Source organism: Bacillus sp. NEAU-242-2, from assembly GCF_027853835.1.
Lineage (GTDB): Bacteria > Bacillota > Bacilli > Bacillales > Bacillaceae > Bacillus > Bacillus velezensis.
In genome coordinates this window covers 1-16,468 of the sequence record NZ_JAPNNY010000001.1, presented here as the reverse complement: position 1 = coordinate 16,468, position 16,468 = coordinate 1, and the positions used below count along the sequence as shown (strand labels likewise).

The 16,468-nt window shown below is 50.5% G+C and carries 3 protein-coding genes; all 3 read right to left on the bottom strand.

All coding sequences use genetic code 11. The annotated features are described in order from the left end of the window. Positions 1–10 precede the first annotated feature (10 nt). Entirely contained in the window at positions 11–7,660 is a 7,650-nt protein-coding gene (locus tag OWN49_RS00015) for a non-ribosomal peptide synthetase (protein ID WP_176283355.1), read from the bottom strand. 15 nt (positions 7,661–7,675) lie between these two features. Further along, a complete protein-coding gene (locus tag OWN49_RS00010) occupies positions 7,676–15,373 on the bottom strand; it encodes a non-ribosomal peptide synthetase (protein WP_176283356.1) in 7,698 nt (2,565 codons plus the stop codon). Between the two features lie 25 nt (positions 15,374–15,398). Further along, positions 15,399–16,468 (bottom strand): condensation domain-containing protein (locus OWN49_RS00005; RefSeq protein WP_270908341.1); only part of this gene is annotated, 1,070 nt, incomplete at its 5' end.

Below are 16,468 nucleotides of genomic sequence, written 5' to 3'. Positions count from 1 at the left end.
TCGCCTTTTTCTACAGTTCCTCGACAAAACTCGCTATGCTGTCCAAATCATCAGATGTTAACGTTTTGCTGCTAAAATCACTAACGGTTTTTTCTGCTTCCTCTTTGCCGGTGCAGTGCGCCATAATATCACGCAAATATTGCTGTAAAGTTTGCAGCAGCTGTTCCATCGTTTCTTTGCGGAAGCGGCTCGGCGGATAGCTCAAACTGAAGTGCAGTTTATGTTGTGCTGCCATCGCGCTCATTTCCACCGCTTGTTCCCGCTGCCATGTCGGCGTGATGTCGTGCCCGCTCGCAAGACCGGATAAACTGAATGTGTGCTGATCTTCTGTATCATTGAATTGCCCTAAATAGTTAAAGCTGATTTCAGGCGCTTGTCTGAAGCGGATTGTTTTTTGTTCAGACGGTGTCATGTATTTTAAAATGCCGTAGCCTATTCCTTTATCCGGTATTCTTCCGAGTGTGTCTTTGACCGTTTTTACAGCCGTTCCAAGCTCAGCGCCTGCTGTGTTCAAGTCAATGAGCACCGGGTACATGGAGGTAAACCAGCCTACGGTGCGGCTGATGTCGAGCTCCGGCATGATGTGCTCTCTCCCGTGCCCTTCCATCGCGATGCGCAGTCTGCCGCCCCCTGTCCAGTCCCGTAAAGCCAAAGCTGCGGCAGTCAGAAGAATATCTTGCGTATCGGTATGGTAGGCCCGGTTGACCTGCTGAAGCAAAACGGACGTTTCTTCTTCTGTAAGCGTAAAGCTTACCGTTTGCCGAACGCTGTCGGCTCCCGTCTGATGCTGCGGTTTTTCATAAGGAAGTTCGGCGGCTGTTTCTTCTTCAATAAAACGCCAATATTCTTCTTCACGCATCAGCTTGCTGCTTTTTGCGTATTCTGAAAGCCTTACGGCGTATTGCTTAAACGAATCGGTCTTTGGCGGAAGCTGGACCGGCTGACCTTTTACGGCTTGAGTGTAAGCGGCAGATAAATCCTCCAGCAGAATACGCCATGACACTCCGTCAACCGCCAGGTGATGTACGGTGATGAATAAATAATCCCCTGACCGGGTTTTGAACCATCCGGCTTTTAATAACGGCCCTTTTTCAATATCCATCCGCTGTTGGAGCGCAGCCACTTCATCTTCTATTTCTCTTTCCCAAGTATCTGTCTCAGACAGATCCCAAATGTCCAAGCTGTACAGTTCTTCTTTTTGAATACCGTGATTGATTTGTCTGATACTTTCGTTTTCTGCACTGACGGTGATCCGGAGTGCATCATGATGAATGACAAGATGCTCCAAAGCTTGTTTGAGCGGCTGTTTATGCAATGCGTCAGAGCTGAACATCATGACGGACTGATTGAAATGATTTCTGTTTTCCATCCGCTGTGATAAAAACCAGTGCTGAACGGGTGTCCAAGGTATGTCTCCTTCCACCGGCCGCTGATCGATGACTCTTTCCGCTTTCCGGATAAGAGGCGCGAGTTCCTTAATGGACGGATGCCGGAATAAGTCACTTGCCGTCATTTTCCACCCGTAGCGTCCGAGCCGTGCGGCAACTTGCAGCGCTTTGATTGAATCGCCGCCCAACTCAAAAAATGAGTCTTCAATCCCGACTTGTTTTGTGCCGAGCACTTCCTGCCAGATCACGGAAAGCTGTTCTTCAAGCTCATTGCGGGGAGCTGTGTATGCGGTTTGAAGCGCGAGCTCCGGTTCGGGCAGATTTTTCCGATCCAATTTACCGTTCGGCGTAAGCGGCAGCTTCTCAAGTTCCATCATATAGGCCGGAACCATGTAATTCGGCAGTTGCTTAGAAAGTGAAGAACGCACTTTTTCTGTATCCATGTCCGCCTGCAGACTCATATATGCGATCAGTTCTTTATTGCCGGACTGCCCGGTTCTGACTGACACGGCAGCTTCTTTCACGCCGTCCAGGCTCCTTAGTGCGGCTTCAATCTCTCCCAGCTCGACCCGATAACCGCGGATTTTCACTTGATCATCCATCCGTCCGGCATATTCAATCGTTCCGTCCGGCAGCCAGCGGGCTAAATCCCCGGTGCGGTACATCCGTTCTCCGGGAACAAAAGGATTAGGGACAAATTTTTCTTCCGTCAGCTCAGGGCGGCCGAAATATCCTCTTGCCACACCGTCTCCGCCTGTGCATAATTCACCGATGACGCCGATCGGCTGCGGTGTTCCCCTGCTGTTTATGATATATGCGGTTGAATTTCCGACAGGGCGGCCGATCGGGATTGAATGATCGTATGATTGTTCAATCAAAAAGCAAGTCGAGAACGTCGTGTTTTCAGTCGGCCCGTATCCATTCCATACCGAGAGATACGGCAGCGCATTCCGAACCCGGTTTACATGACTTGGGGACAGTGCTTCCCCGCCGATAATCAATCGGGATAATCCGGAAAACACGTATTCATTTTGTTCTGATAGATGATTGAACAAAGACGATGTCAGCCACAGTGTCGTAATGCCGTTTTGCTGTATAAATGTTTCCAGAACATCAGAGTCGAGATAGGTTTCCTGGTCACTTACATATAAAGAAGCGCCGTTTAAAAGCGGACCGAATATTTCAAATGTCGTTACATCAAATCCTAATGATGAAGTAAACAACAGTCTGTCTTCCGGCGTAAAATCAATATAATTGCTGTTTTTCACAAGGCGGATCACGCTTCGCTGTTCAATCATGACGCCTTTTGGCGCACCTGTTGACCCGGACGTATAAATCATGTAGGCCAACGATTCAGGTCCGCCGAGCGGTTCGGGATTTTCCGAACTCAAGCCGGCCTTTGTTTGAATATCCTCTATGAATAAACGTTTTCCTGAAAGCGGCAGACCGTCAAGTTTATCAGATTGGAGAAGAATATCAGCTTTACAGTCTTTAAGCATCCATTCAGCCCGTTCCCGAGGCACATCGTCACCGATAGGCAAGTAGGCGCCTCCCGCTTTTAATATTCCGAGGATTCCGGAAGCAAGCTCTATTGTGCGTCCGGTTAATAAGGCGACAACGCTTTCCGGACCGACGCCATTTGATCGGAGAGCCGCCGCTATTCTGTTAGCCCGTTCGTTCAGCTCACGGTATGTCAAGATTTGTCCATCATATACAACTGCCCGGGCATCGGGGGTTTCTTCAGCCTGCCGCTCAAATAAACGGCTGATGGTTTCGTGTCTTGGGTAATCGCTTTTCGTCTGATTAAACTGATAAATGACGCGATTTGTTTCAGCATCATCCAGTACGTGAATGTCACCAAGCGGTATTGTTTGGTCTTCAATTACTTTTGTAAGAATTCGGGTAAAGTAAGAAAGCCATTTTTCGATTGTCTGTTTTTGATAGATATCTGTATTGAATTCAAAATCAAAGCTGATGGAACCGTCAGACCCTTCTGACGCGTAAAGCGTGGCATCAAACTTTGCGGTTTTATGACTTGTATCCGCAGCTTGAGTCAAATGCAGCTCATTTAAATTCAGGGATTCACGCTCCATATTTTGGAGCACAAACATCACGTCAAACAGCGGATTGCGGCTTGTGTCCCGCTGCACGCCGAGCCGTTCCACCAGCTCTTCAAACGGGTAGTCCTGATGCTCATACGCCTCAAGCGCCGCCTGGCGGACTTCCGCCAAGTAATCGGTAAACCGTTTGTCTCCTTTCGGCTCCGTTCTGATGGCAAGCGTGTTGACGAACATGCCGAGAATCGGTTCAAGGTCTTTGTGCGGACGCCCGGCAATCGGCGAGCCGACGATGATGTCTTCCTGCCCGCTCAATCTCGCGAGTAACGTATTGTACGCGGCGAGAAGCACCATATACAAAGTGGAGCCGTAATCCCGGGCGATGCGGTGAAGGCCGGATGCCGTTTCAGCGTCAAGCGTGCACGATACGCTGCCGCCCGCAAAGCTTCTGACAGTCGGACGGGGCTTGTCAGCCGGAAGCTCAAGCACCGGAAGCTCTCCTTCGAGCCGCTTCAGCCAATACGCTTCCTGCTTCTGATACCCTTCTTTCTCCTGAAACGACCGCTGCCAGACGGCATAGTCTTTATATTGAAGGCGCATCGGCGCAAGCGAACGGCCTGCGTACAGCTCGCCGAATTCTTTAATCAAGGTGTTGACGGACACACCGTCAGAAATAATATGATGCATATCCGTTAATAAAAGATGGCGTTCGTCCGATTCTTTCACGAGGGCCGCACGGAAGAGCGGCGCTTCCTCCAGACAAAACGGCCGGATGAATGCGTCAGCTGACTCGGCCTCATCGAGCTGAAACGGCACGCTGTCATGGATGCGCTGCACCGGTTCGCCGTCAGGCCCCGTTTCAAAGGACGTTCTGAGCGACTCGTGCCGCTCCACAAGCTGCCGGAACGTCTCCTCCAGCCGGACACGGTCAAGCGGGCCCGTCAGTTCCAGCACAGCCGGCATATTGTAGCCGACACCGCCGTCTTCAAGCTGCTGGAGCACATACATCCGTTTCTGCGCCGAAGACACCGGGTAGGTATCTTGTGTTTGCGCAGGCTGAATCGCTTCATACGGGCTCTCTTCCAATTCCTGAATAACCGAAGCGAGCTCTTCCACCGTCGGCCGGGCGAAGATGTCCTGTAACGGCACCTGAACACCGAACTCCTTGGCGATGCGGGATACGAGAGCCGTCGCTTTTAACGAATGGCCTCCCCGCTCAAAAAAGTGATCCCGGATGCCGACGGGGCCGTTTTTCAGCACCTCTTCCCAAAGGGTGCAAAGCTTCATTTCCGTGACGTTCCGCGGGGCGGTGTACGCCTGTCTGTCTGCCGCTCCGCCGGGAGCCGGCAGCGCGCGGCGGTCAAGCTTTCCGCTCGGCGTGACCGGCCATTCGCTCATCTTTATGAACTGAGCCGGCATCATGTAGGCCGGAAGGCGTGTTGCAAGCTCCGCCCGCACGTCATCGCTTTTTCGTCCTTCAATATAGGCGTAAAGTGCGGTTTCGCCGTGTTCGGTCCGGGCGGTGACCGCCGCCTCACGAATGCCGTCAATTCGCCGGATCGCCGCTTCGATTTCTCCCGGTTCAATCCGGTAGCCGCGGACTTTCACTTGTCCGTCTGAACGCCCGAGCCATTCAACAAGGCCGTCTTCTGTCCAGCGTGCGATATCGCCCGTCTGATACATGCGTTCTCCCGGATAAAACGGATCATCGAGAAAGCGCTCCTCCGTCAGCTCAGGGCGGTTCAGATAGCCCCGGGCCACGCCGGTCCCCGCGATGTACAGCTCTCCTGCCACGCCCGCAGGCTGGACGGTTCCCCCGCCGTCTAACACATAAAGACGGGCACCCGGAACGGGTTTTCCGATCGGAAGCCGCGTCCGTCCGCTGTCCCGTTTTCGATCACAGACGTAAAAGGCCGCATCGACCGTCGCTTCCGTCGGCCCGTAGCCGTGAATAAGCACGGTCTCCGGCAGAAGATCGGCAAACCGGGCAGCCGTAAGCGGGGAAAGAGCTTCCCCTCCGGCAAACACGCGTGTCAGTGTTCTGCCGAGGCGTGTTCTTGTTTCTGCAGGCTCAGTTTCCAGCGCGTCTAAAAAGCTGTTGACCATCGCCGGAATAAAATGTGCGGTCGTCACCTTTTCAGAAGAAAAAGCTTCAATCATCCGCACTGGATCTTTCTCCCAGCCGGCCGGAAGCAGATACACGGAGGCGCCGGATATCGTCCACCAAAACAATTGCCAGATGGAGGCGTCGAATGAAAAGGATGATTTCAGCACGATAATATCCTCTTCCGTTAACGGAAACTGCCCTTGCATCCCTGATAAAAAGGCGGCGGCTTGACGGTGTTCAACAGCCACTCCCTTCGGTGTTCCCGTCGAACCGGACGTATAAATGATATAAGCGAGCGAATCAGCATCCGCTTCGTCAGAGACAGCCCCTGTCTCCGTCTCACTTGTCAGAGCAGAAAGAGACACTTCTAGCGTTTCGCCGGAAAAACCGGAAACGGATAACCCCGGCTGTGCAAGCAGGAGACAAGCGCCGCAGTCATCGAGCATATAGCGCAGCCTGTCCTCAGGATAGTCAGGGTCAAGCGGCACATAGGCGCCGCCCGCTTTTAACACGGCAAGCACAGAAACCGCCATCTCCGGCGAGCGTTCGGCGAGTACGCCGACCATGCTTTCTTTGCGGACGCCTTTTTGTCGGAGCCGGACGGCGAGCCTGTCCGTGTACTGATCGAGCTCGGCGTACGTCAGCATACCGTCCGGAAAACGGAGCGCCGGACGATGCGGCGAAAGCGCGGCGCGGCGGGCAAACAGCCCGTGAAGCGTCGGAGCCGGCGGTTCAACCGTTTCTGTATGGTTAAATGCATCCATCATACTTCTGGCTTCACACGCATCCAGCAATGCGATCTCGGAAGCGCCGATTTCAGGGTCGGAAATGACTGAGTTCACCATATGCCGTAAAAATGTTTCGATATTCTTCATAAAAACATCGTCGTATATACCGGTATCAAATTTTAAGCGGATATAAAGAGAATTGCCCGGAATCACCTTTATGCTGCATCCGTAGTTTGTGACTTCTTCCATCGTGAAATCCTCTACCGCAAAATCAAATGAACCGGCCTGACTCACATTTTCAATTTCACGCTGGGCCGGCACATTTTCAAACACGATAATATGGTCAAACAGCGCTTGCTTCAGAGGGCTTTGCGCCTGAATGTCATACAGCGGATAATAGCTGTAAGCTTCTGCTTGCAGCGTCTCCTGCTGCAAATGCCTGACAAGCTCCAGAAAAGAAAATGAACCGCTTTTCACCCGTACGGGAATCGTATTAATAAACAGTCCCACCATTTTTTCCACGCCTGCGAGATCCGACGGCCGGCCGGAAACGACAGAACCGAAAACGGCATCATCACAGCGGCTGACACGCTGCAGCAAAATGCCCCACAGTGCCTGGAACACTGTATTCAGCGTTGCTCCAGCCCTTGCCGCAATGTTCTTCAGCTCATTTGTCTGCTCTTCAGAAATGGTGAAAACCGCCTGCTCAAGTTCGCCGTTTGGTTCCGCGGATTTTTTCGGAAGAGACGCCGATTGCTCAAGATCGGCAAGTCTCGTTTTCCAAAAAATCTCAGCTTCTTTACGATCCTGCTTCATGAGCCATTTAATATACTTCCCATATGGCTGAACAGGCTCGAGAGACGGAAGCCGTCCGTCTCCCAGAGATTGATAGATCATCAGAAATTCCTTCATGACAATTCCGAAGCACCAGCCATCCATGACAATATGATGATGGCTCCATATACAAACATAGCGTTCAGGCGCTTTTTTCAAAATGGAGACTCTCATGAGAGGATCTGATTGCAAATCAAAGCCTTTATCTTTATCTTCTTTTCTGAACCGGTCGGCATATTTGTCTTGCGCCTTCTCGTCCAAATGAGAAATATCATGAAACTGAACGCGGCTCGGCCTGTTTTTCAGCACGACTTGGCGGGGCTTTGCCACATTCTTGTGAATAAATGTCGTACGGAAAATATCGTATCGTTCAAAAACAGCATCTATACTTTTTTGGAATCGTTCCCGGTCAAGCTGTCCGCTGATCGTAAACACCGCTTGTTCGAAGTAGGCTCTTGAGTCATGATCCAACAGAGAATGAAAAAGCATGCCCTCCTGCATAAAAGCCAAAGGATATATATCTTGTATTTCCGGTTGCTGCCCCATTGCGCCACTCCTTTTCTATAGTTTGTTGACGGCTCCCATAATGTCATTCAGATCTTCCAGCGTTAACTCCTCGTCACTGAAATCAGCGGCGCTCCATTCACGCTCCTCTTTTCCTGTGCAATGCGTGATGATCTGCTTGAGAAAGGTATGAAAATATCCCGTCAAAACTTCAATCGTTTCTTTTTGATACTGAAAACGGTTGTACACGACATGCATGCTGAGACATTCCGACGATACGGAGCCGCTGATATCAAGTGTGTACGGGCGTTCCCAGTCTGGGCTGACTTCATTTCCCGCTTTTACGGGAGAAACACCGAAGCCGCTGGAACGGATTTCCCGGTCAAACTGTCCCAGATAGTTAAAACTGATTTCAGGAGAATCAGATTCAGTCTCTCCCCAGAGTTTGCTTATATATTTCAGCACCCCGTATCCCGCTCCTTTATGCGGTATGCGGCGCATCATGTCTTTTGTCCGCTTAATGTGATAACCGAGACGCTCACCGTCATCAGGCTGATCTTGAAAACTTGCGTCAACCAATACCGGATAAATTGACGTAAACCAGCCGATGGTTCTGCTGATATCAAGATGCTCCAGGTGCTCTTCCCTTCCGTGGCCTTCCATGCTGATTTTGAATGCCTCGTTTCCGGTCCATCTGTTCAGCGCAAGGCTTAACGCGGCAAGCAATAATTCGCCCGTCTCTGTTGTGTATGCTCTGTTCGCTTCCGTTAACAGCTGCTCGGTCTCCTGTTTTGTCAATGTAACGGTCATCACATCTGTATCTTTCAGAAGATTGGAAGAGATACGGGCATCTTTCGGAAGCGGTTTGACCGCCGCTTTTTCTCTTTCGGACCAGTAGTCTGCTTCCTGTAACAGCCGGCGGCTTTTTGCATAATCAGAGATTTGCTTTGCGTAAGTCTGATAGGAATCGGTTTTCGCCGGAAGCGCGGTTTCTTTTCCTTCGAGCGCCTGCCTGTAGCACGCGGTGAGATCTTCAAATAAAATCCTCCATGACACTCCGTCAATGACAAGGTGATGAATGGAAAGCAGCAGATGATCGCCATCAGCGGCATGAAATAAGCCGACAGCTACGAGCGGACCCGTCTCCAGCCGAATGGAAGTTTGAATACGGGCGGCCGCCTGTTCAATTGCGGCGTGCTCCTCTTGTAATGAACCTTTCTCTCTTACGTCATGCGTTTCAAACGTAAAGAGTTCTTCTTCAGAAAGGTTTTCCGCTCTGTTATATTGAATCACCGATCCGTTTTGCGTGCCGCATACCATCCGTAATGCGTCATGATGAACCGCGAGCTGTGCCAGCGCTTTTCTCATAGCAGATTCATTGATTCTGTCTGCACTGCGGAGCATAACGGACTGATTAAAATGATCATGCGGCAATGATTGCGAAAAGAACCAGTGCTGGATCGGCGTCAGCGGCACGTCTCCCGTGACGGGAGACTGATCAATCACGCGGCGGACTTTCCGGAGCCGCATCGACACTTCTCCCAGTGTCTGATGCTCGAACAGCTCGCGGACGGTCGTTTCATAGCCCTGCTGTTTCAGCCTCGCACATACTTGCAGCGCTTTAATCGAATCCCCGCCGAGATGGAAGAAATGAGCATTGGGGCCGAGTCCTTCAACACCTAAGAGTTCTTCCCAGATGTCAGCCATCATTTCTTCAGTTTCATTTCTCAGGCTGATATCATCTCCAAGGCTTTCATTTAATTCAGGCTGCGGGAGTGCCTTCTCGTCCAGCTTCCCATTCGCCGTCAAAGGCAGTTCATCAAGCTCTATCAAGCGGGCGGGAATCATATATTCCGGCAGAAAAGCTCTGAGAGAGGCCTGAATCTCTGCTTCTTTTATTTTTTCGTTCCCGTGTATGACCGCGTATGCGTAAATGGAGTGCTGACCGTGCTGATCAGCACGTGTGATCACGGCGGCCTCTTTCACGAAGGAAAGCTCCTGCAGCGCTGATTTTATTTCTCCCAGCTCAATTCTGTGGCCTCTGACTTTTACTTGCGCATCTATCCGCCCGACATATTCCAGCTCGCCATTTGAGAGTCTTTTGGCAATATCGCCCGTTCGGTAGAGCCGCATGCCGGTATTGTGCGGATTCGTGATGAACCGGGAGGCGGTTAAATCATCCCTGTTTACATATCCCCTCGCGACGCCTTCCCCGCCGATATAAAGCTCACCTGGAATTCCGATCGGCTGCGGATTCATATAGGCGTCCATGACAAAAGCATGAAGGGTTTCCAGCGGTCTGCCGATATTGCTTTTATTTCTCTCAATATCATCCATCTTCAGTTTTTTGCATGTGACGTGAACCGTGGTTTCCGTAATGCCGTACATATTAACAAGCTCCGTCTCCGGGTACTTCTCTTTCCAGCTTTTCAGCATGCCGGGCTGAAGCGCTTCTCCGCCGAAAATGACATATCGAAGCTTCAGCTTGTCCGCATGCCCGGCCTCTTCATGAATGAGTCCGGAAAAAGCCGTCGGCGTTTGATTCAGCACCGTTACGCCTTCACTTTGCAGCAGCTGCCGGTACAAATGCGGATCACGGGCTGTTTCTTTCGGCACGATAACTACCTTTCCGCCGTATAAGAGCGCGCCGAATATTTCCCAGACAGAAAAATCAAAACAATAGGAGTGGAACAGCGTCCAGACGTCTCCAGAGCCGAAATCAAACGGCAGTCCTTTATGTGTGATAAGGCTGATGACATTGCGGTGTTCCGTCATAACGCCTTTCGGTTTTCCGGTTGTGCCCGATGTGTAAATCACGTAAGCCGGCTGTTCAGGCGTTATCATTTCTTTCGTTCTGTCTGCTGAAACGGATTCAGGCTTATCAATGTATAATACCGGCAGCCCGTCCATTCCGGATATCCCAAGACCCGATTGCGTCAACAGAACACGCGCGCCGCTGTCAGTCAGCATAAATGAAATCCGCTCGTCCGGATAGTCAGGATCAATCGGCAGATAAGCCCCTCCCGCTTTTAAAATACCGAGAATCCCAATCAGCATATCCGGGGATCGTTCGGTCATAATTCCGACAATCTGTCCGGAGCGGATGCCGTTTTCCGACAGCATATCAGCGATTCGATCCGCCTTGTCATTGAGCTCGCGGTAGGTGAGACGCTCATCGGACATAACGGCTGCAATTTGATCCGGCATTTTTTCCGCCTGTGCTTCAAATAAACTGACGATCGTCTCATGCTTCGGATACTCAGCTGTTTGATTTTCCGCTTGAAGAAGCATCTGCCGCTCGTTTGTGTCCAGCAAATGAATGTCAGACAGCTTCTGCTCATCATCCGATGCGATTTGTCCTAAAAGCTCTTTAAAATGACCGGCCCACCGTTCGATCGTATCTTTTTCAAACAACGCGGTACTGTATTCAAAATGAAAATCCAGTGAGCCGTCCGGCTGTTCCTCGGCATGAAGCGTCAAGTCGAATTTTGAAATGTCATGTTTCACTGCATGTGAAGAAACGGATAAGCCCGGAAGGTTCACTTTGAAATCATCACTGTTTTGCAAAACGAGCATGGCATCAAACAGCGGATTGCGATTGACTTCCCGGTGTGTATCAAGCTTTTGGGCAAGTTCTTCAAACGGGAAGTCCTGATGTTCGGCTGCGCCGAGGGCAAGCATTTTCACCTCTTCTAAATAAGCGCGGAATGTCTTATCCCCTTTCGGCCTGCTTCTCATTGCTACGGTATTTACAAACATGCCGATGACCCCATCAAGCTCAGCGCGGCTTCTGCCGGCCGCAGGTGAACCGACGATAATGTCTTCCTGCCCGCTCAATTTAGAAAGGAACAAGGAGTAGCCTGCCAAAAGAATCATATACAGCGTCGAACCCGTCTCATCCATAAGCCGGCGCAAATTCTCCGCCGTTTCTTTTTGAAGGCGCGTTCGTACAACGGACCCGCTGAAATCAGGAAGCTGCGGGCGCTTTTTATCGAGCGGCAGATCAAGAACGGGAATGTTTTCCCCGATCGCATCCAGCCAATACCGCTCATGTCTTTTGAATTCTTCAGCGGCGAACCGCTCATGCTGCCAGACGGAAAAATCTTTGTACTGAAGTTTTAACGGCCGCAGCTCTTTTCCTCTGTACAAATCCGTCAATTCTTGAATCAGAACGCTCATTGACACACCGTCTACGATAAGATGATGCATATCAAGCAGCAGAAAATGACGTTCTTCAGTGGCTTTGGCTAAAGTCACTCTCAAAAGCGGCGCTTGTTCCACGTCAAACGGCTTGACGAAAGTTTCCATTGTCGCTTGAAGAAGTGTCCCGGATGGCATGTGAATCTCTGTGAGATCGAGATCGACATGTGAATGTATGTGCTGCATCGGCTCCCCGTTTCGCAAAACAAATGATGTGCGTAACGCTTCATGCCTTTGTAACAGCGCTGAAAAGGCTTCGTGCAGACGATCACGGTTGAGTCTGCCGCTCAGCTCCAGACAAGCGGGCATATGATAGCCCGTACTGTCCGCCGCAAGCTGATGAAGGGCATAGAGCCTTTTTTGCGCAAAAGATAGCGGGTACAAGTCCTTTGCCTCCGCAGGCATGATTTCTGCATATTCTCCTCTTTTCCTCTGTTCTAGGAAGCGGGCCATGCTCTCGATAGTCGGATGTTCAAAAACATGGCGGACGGCAAGTTCAATTTGCAGCCGTTTATGTATCTTTGAAACAAGCGACGCGGCTTTCAGCGACTGTCCGCCGATTTGGAAGAAATCATCTCTCATACTGATGTGTTCCCGTTTCAGCACTTCTTGCCAAATAGACAGCAGCTCAGTCTCAAGCATTGTGCGCGGAGCTTGATAATCACCGGTTCTCTCGGCTTCTTTCGGCTCAGGAAGTGCGGCCCGGTCAAGTTTTCCGCTCACAGACAGCGGCATTTCCGTCAATTTGGTAAAGCTTCCCGGGATCATATAAGCAGGTAATCTCCCGGCCAATTCGGCATGAGGATCAAATGTCACACCGACGTTTTCCAGTACGACATAAGCTGCAAGCTCCTGTTCCCCGTCCGCCGTTTTGCGCACGGTGACTGCCGCCTCTTTTACCCCGGACAGACTTCTGAGTGCCGTTTCGATTTCTCCTAATTCAATTCTGTAACCTCTTACCTTCACCTGATCGTCAAAGCGTCCCATGTATTCAATCGTTCCGTCCGGTAAAAATCGGGCTGCATCTCCCGTTCTGTACAACCGTTCACCTTTACGAAACGGATGAGGGGTAAAGACTTTGTCCGTCAGCTCTTTTTGCTGAAAATATCCGTCCGCCAGACCTTTTCCGGAAATACACAGTTCACCGACGGCTCCGACCGGCTGCAGCCGATCTCCGTGCATCATATAGACAGAAGTGTTGGCAATCGGGCGCCCGATCGTAATCCGGCTGCTTTTTTGCAGGTTGCGCAGAATCGTCGTGGCCACACTGTTTTCCGTCGGTCCGTATTCATTCAGCAGCTCGGCATTCGGGCATATGTTGCGGCTCGCTTCCACGATATCAGGGGTGGCCGCTTCCCCGGCAAATGTCACCGCCCGAAGCGTCTGCGCATCCTTTTTCGTCAGCGAATCAAGCAGAACGCGATACAGAGACGGAACGATCAGAAGATGGCTCACTCCGTGGCGGGCGATTTTCTGTTTTATTGAAAGGACGTCTTTCGCATCATCTTCATCAGTTAACAGTACACAGGCGCCCGACAGAAGCGGAGTGAAAAGACTCGTTAATGACCCGTCAAATACGTATGAAAAAAGATGAAGCGCTATGTCTCCTTCTGTCATCCCGTATTCTTCACGCCGCCATTGCAATGTATTGCTGATCGCTTTGTGTTGTACAAGCACCCCTTTCGGCCGGCCTGTCGTTCCGGAAGTGTAAATGACATACGCCCAATTTCCGCTGTCAGACACCGGCGGAAGCGGTGCGGTCTGCTGGGAAACCGTTTCCTCCATGATGACGACGCTGCCCTTGAAATGCGGCGGAATGAGGGGGAGCAGGTCTTTTTCAGTCAGGAGCAGTGAGGCTTCACTGTCTCTCAGTAAAAATGAAATCCGTTCAGGCGGAAATTCCGCATCAATCGGCATATAGGCGCTGCCCGACTTCCAAATTCCGAGCAGAGCGGCAACCGTACTCATTGATCGGCGCAGCATAACAGCGGTGATCTGATCGGAACGGGCGCCTTTTTCCCTTAACGCATGGGCAATCTGATTCGCCCGCTGATTTAATTTTTTGTAGCTCCAGCTTACTCCGTTATATCTCAACGCCTCTTGGTCAGGCGTTATTGCCGCCTGTTCTTCAAACAGCCCATGAACGGTTGTCTCAGGGTACGGACGGTTCGTTTCGTTAAACGAATGAATCAGGGCTTCTTCCTCCGGAGGTACGAGACTGATGCTTGATAAAAGCCTGTCCGGATCTTCCGTTACACAGGAGATGACCTCCAGAATATGCCCTTTGATCCGTTTCATGTCTTCCCGATCGTAGATGCCCGCATTGTAGCTGAATTTCACATAAAACTCTTCTCCCGGAACGATGACGACGTTAAGATCGTAATTGGTTTCTTCCGCCATCGAAAAGTTTTCAAGTGAGAGCGCACTGCTTTCCGTTTGCTGCCAGCCGTTTACCGCAGCCTGCATCTGAACCGGATAATTTTCAAAGACCAGGATATGGTTCAAGAGATCTTTTTGCAGACCGCTCTCGTTTTGGATGTCATAAAGCGGATAATAGCTGTGCTCTTCCGCAGCGAGTGACTCTTTTTGCACCTTTTTGAGAAGAGAAGAAAAAGTCATATCACCAGCCGCGCGCACCCTTACCGGCACGGTATTGATAAACAGTCCGGCCATGGATTCAATGCCGCTGATAGCTGACGGCCTGCCGGAAACAACTGAACCGAAGACGGCATCTTCAGTCCCGTTGTAACGATGGAGAAGCAGACCCCAAATGCCCGTAAATATAGTATTCAGCGTGACCCCGATGCCTCGGGCAATGTCTGTCAGTTTTTGCACGGTTTCAGGCTCAAGGGAAAATTGAAAATGCTCAGATGCATAACAGTTTTTCGCCGGCTTATTCTTCGTTTGCGGAACGGAAACGGTTTCTCCGTAATCTTCCAAGCAGCGCGACCAGAACGCTGACGTCTCTTCTTTATTCCGGCTTCGGAGCCATTTGATATAAGTGCTGTAAGGAGCCGGACTGCCGAGGTTTACAGACCTGTTGTTTCGGATCGCATAATACATGCTGAAGAAATCTTTCAGTACAAGGCCCAAGCTCCAGCCGTCCATCATAATGTGATGATGAGTCCAAACGCATGTATGGCGGTTTTCTCCCGTTTGAAAAAGAGTCAAGCGCATTAAGGGGCCTTTTTGCAGATCAAACCCCTTATGCCGGTCGTTTTCCTTAAATTCGTCAATGATGCTTTGCTGCCGTTCTTCCGAATAGTCTGAAATGTTCTCAGTCTGTACGGCAGTGTCACGGAGTGAAAGGACAACCTGCTGCGGCCCTTCAAGGTCAGGCACTTCTTTTATGAAAATCGTTCTGAAAATATCATAACGGCTGACAAGCATATCCAGACTTTTTTGGAATGTATCAATGCATAAATCCCCGCTGACTGTAAACGAAATCTGCTCGACATATGCGTTTGATCCGGAATCCAGAAGCGAATGAAACAGCATGCCTTCCTGCATATATGATAAAGGGTAAATATCTTGAATTTCTGTCGCTTGTGTCACGAATGCCACACACCTTTTTATGAAATTAAAGTCCTTTTACGAGATCTTCAATGCTTGATAGTGCTTGAGCGGTCAATTCTGTATGGCTGTAATCCGTTAATGTTTTTTCCCGCTCTTTCTTGCCGGAACAATGGGCGATGATGTCCTCGAGGTGAGTATGGAAACGATTCATGAAGAACTCGATTGCCCCCGGTGCAAATACATCGGTATAAACGGCTTTTACCTCCAGTTGCCCGGCCGCCACCATCGCGTTAATATCCAGATCAAACTCGCGGATGCGCCCGGATGCTATATCATGCTGCGGCTTGAACGGTGACATCTTCAGCGTCCCCTCAAGACCGTCAAACGCACCGAGATAGTTAAAGCTTATTTCTGGGTCTTTATAAAGAATGTTTCGCGAATATCTCAGCAGCCCGTAGCCGGTTCCGTGATGAGGAACCCGTCTCATCATGTCTTTTACCGTCTTTATGCGGTGCGCGGTTTTTTCGCCTGAGCCGTCCGGCACTCTCATATCCAAAAGCACCGGGTAAACAGATGTAAACCAGCCTGCCGTTCTTGACATATCAATGTCAGGAATATGCCCTTGGCGTCCGTGTCCTTCAGTGCTGATAAGCATCTGTTCGGAACCCGTCCACTCATGAAGCGCCATTCCAAGCGCCGTTAAAAGCAATTCATGAACATCCGTTCCGTATGCCTGCTGTGTTTCCAACAGCAGCTGCTTCGTGACTTCGCTGCTTAATATCCACGATGCAGTGTGCGCGTTTTCCTGCAATCGTCCGGCGTTTTCATCAGTTATTTTCGGCAGCGGCGCTGTTTTACCAGACATCACGCTGTCCCAGTATGCGGCTTCCTCCAGCAATGCTTTGCTCTTGGAAATGTCAAAAAGCTCTTCAGCATACTTTATATAAGAATCGCTTTTCGGCGGCAGTTCGATTTGTTTGCCGTCCAATGCCTGCTGATAAGCTGTCTGCAGATCTTCAAGCAATATCCTCCATGACACGCCGTCCGTGATAAGGTGATGAATCGTGATAAGCAGATGGTCGGCTTCTTTCAGCCTGAACACTCCGAGATGAAGAAGAGGGCCTTGATCAAGGC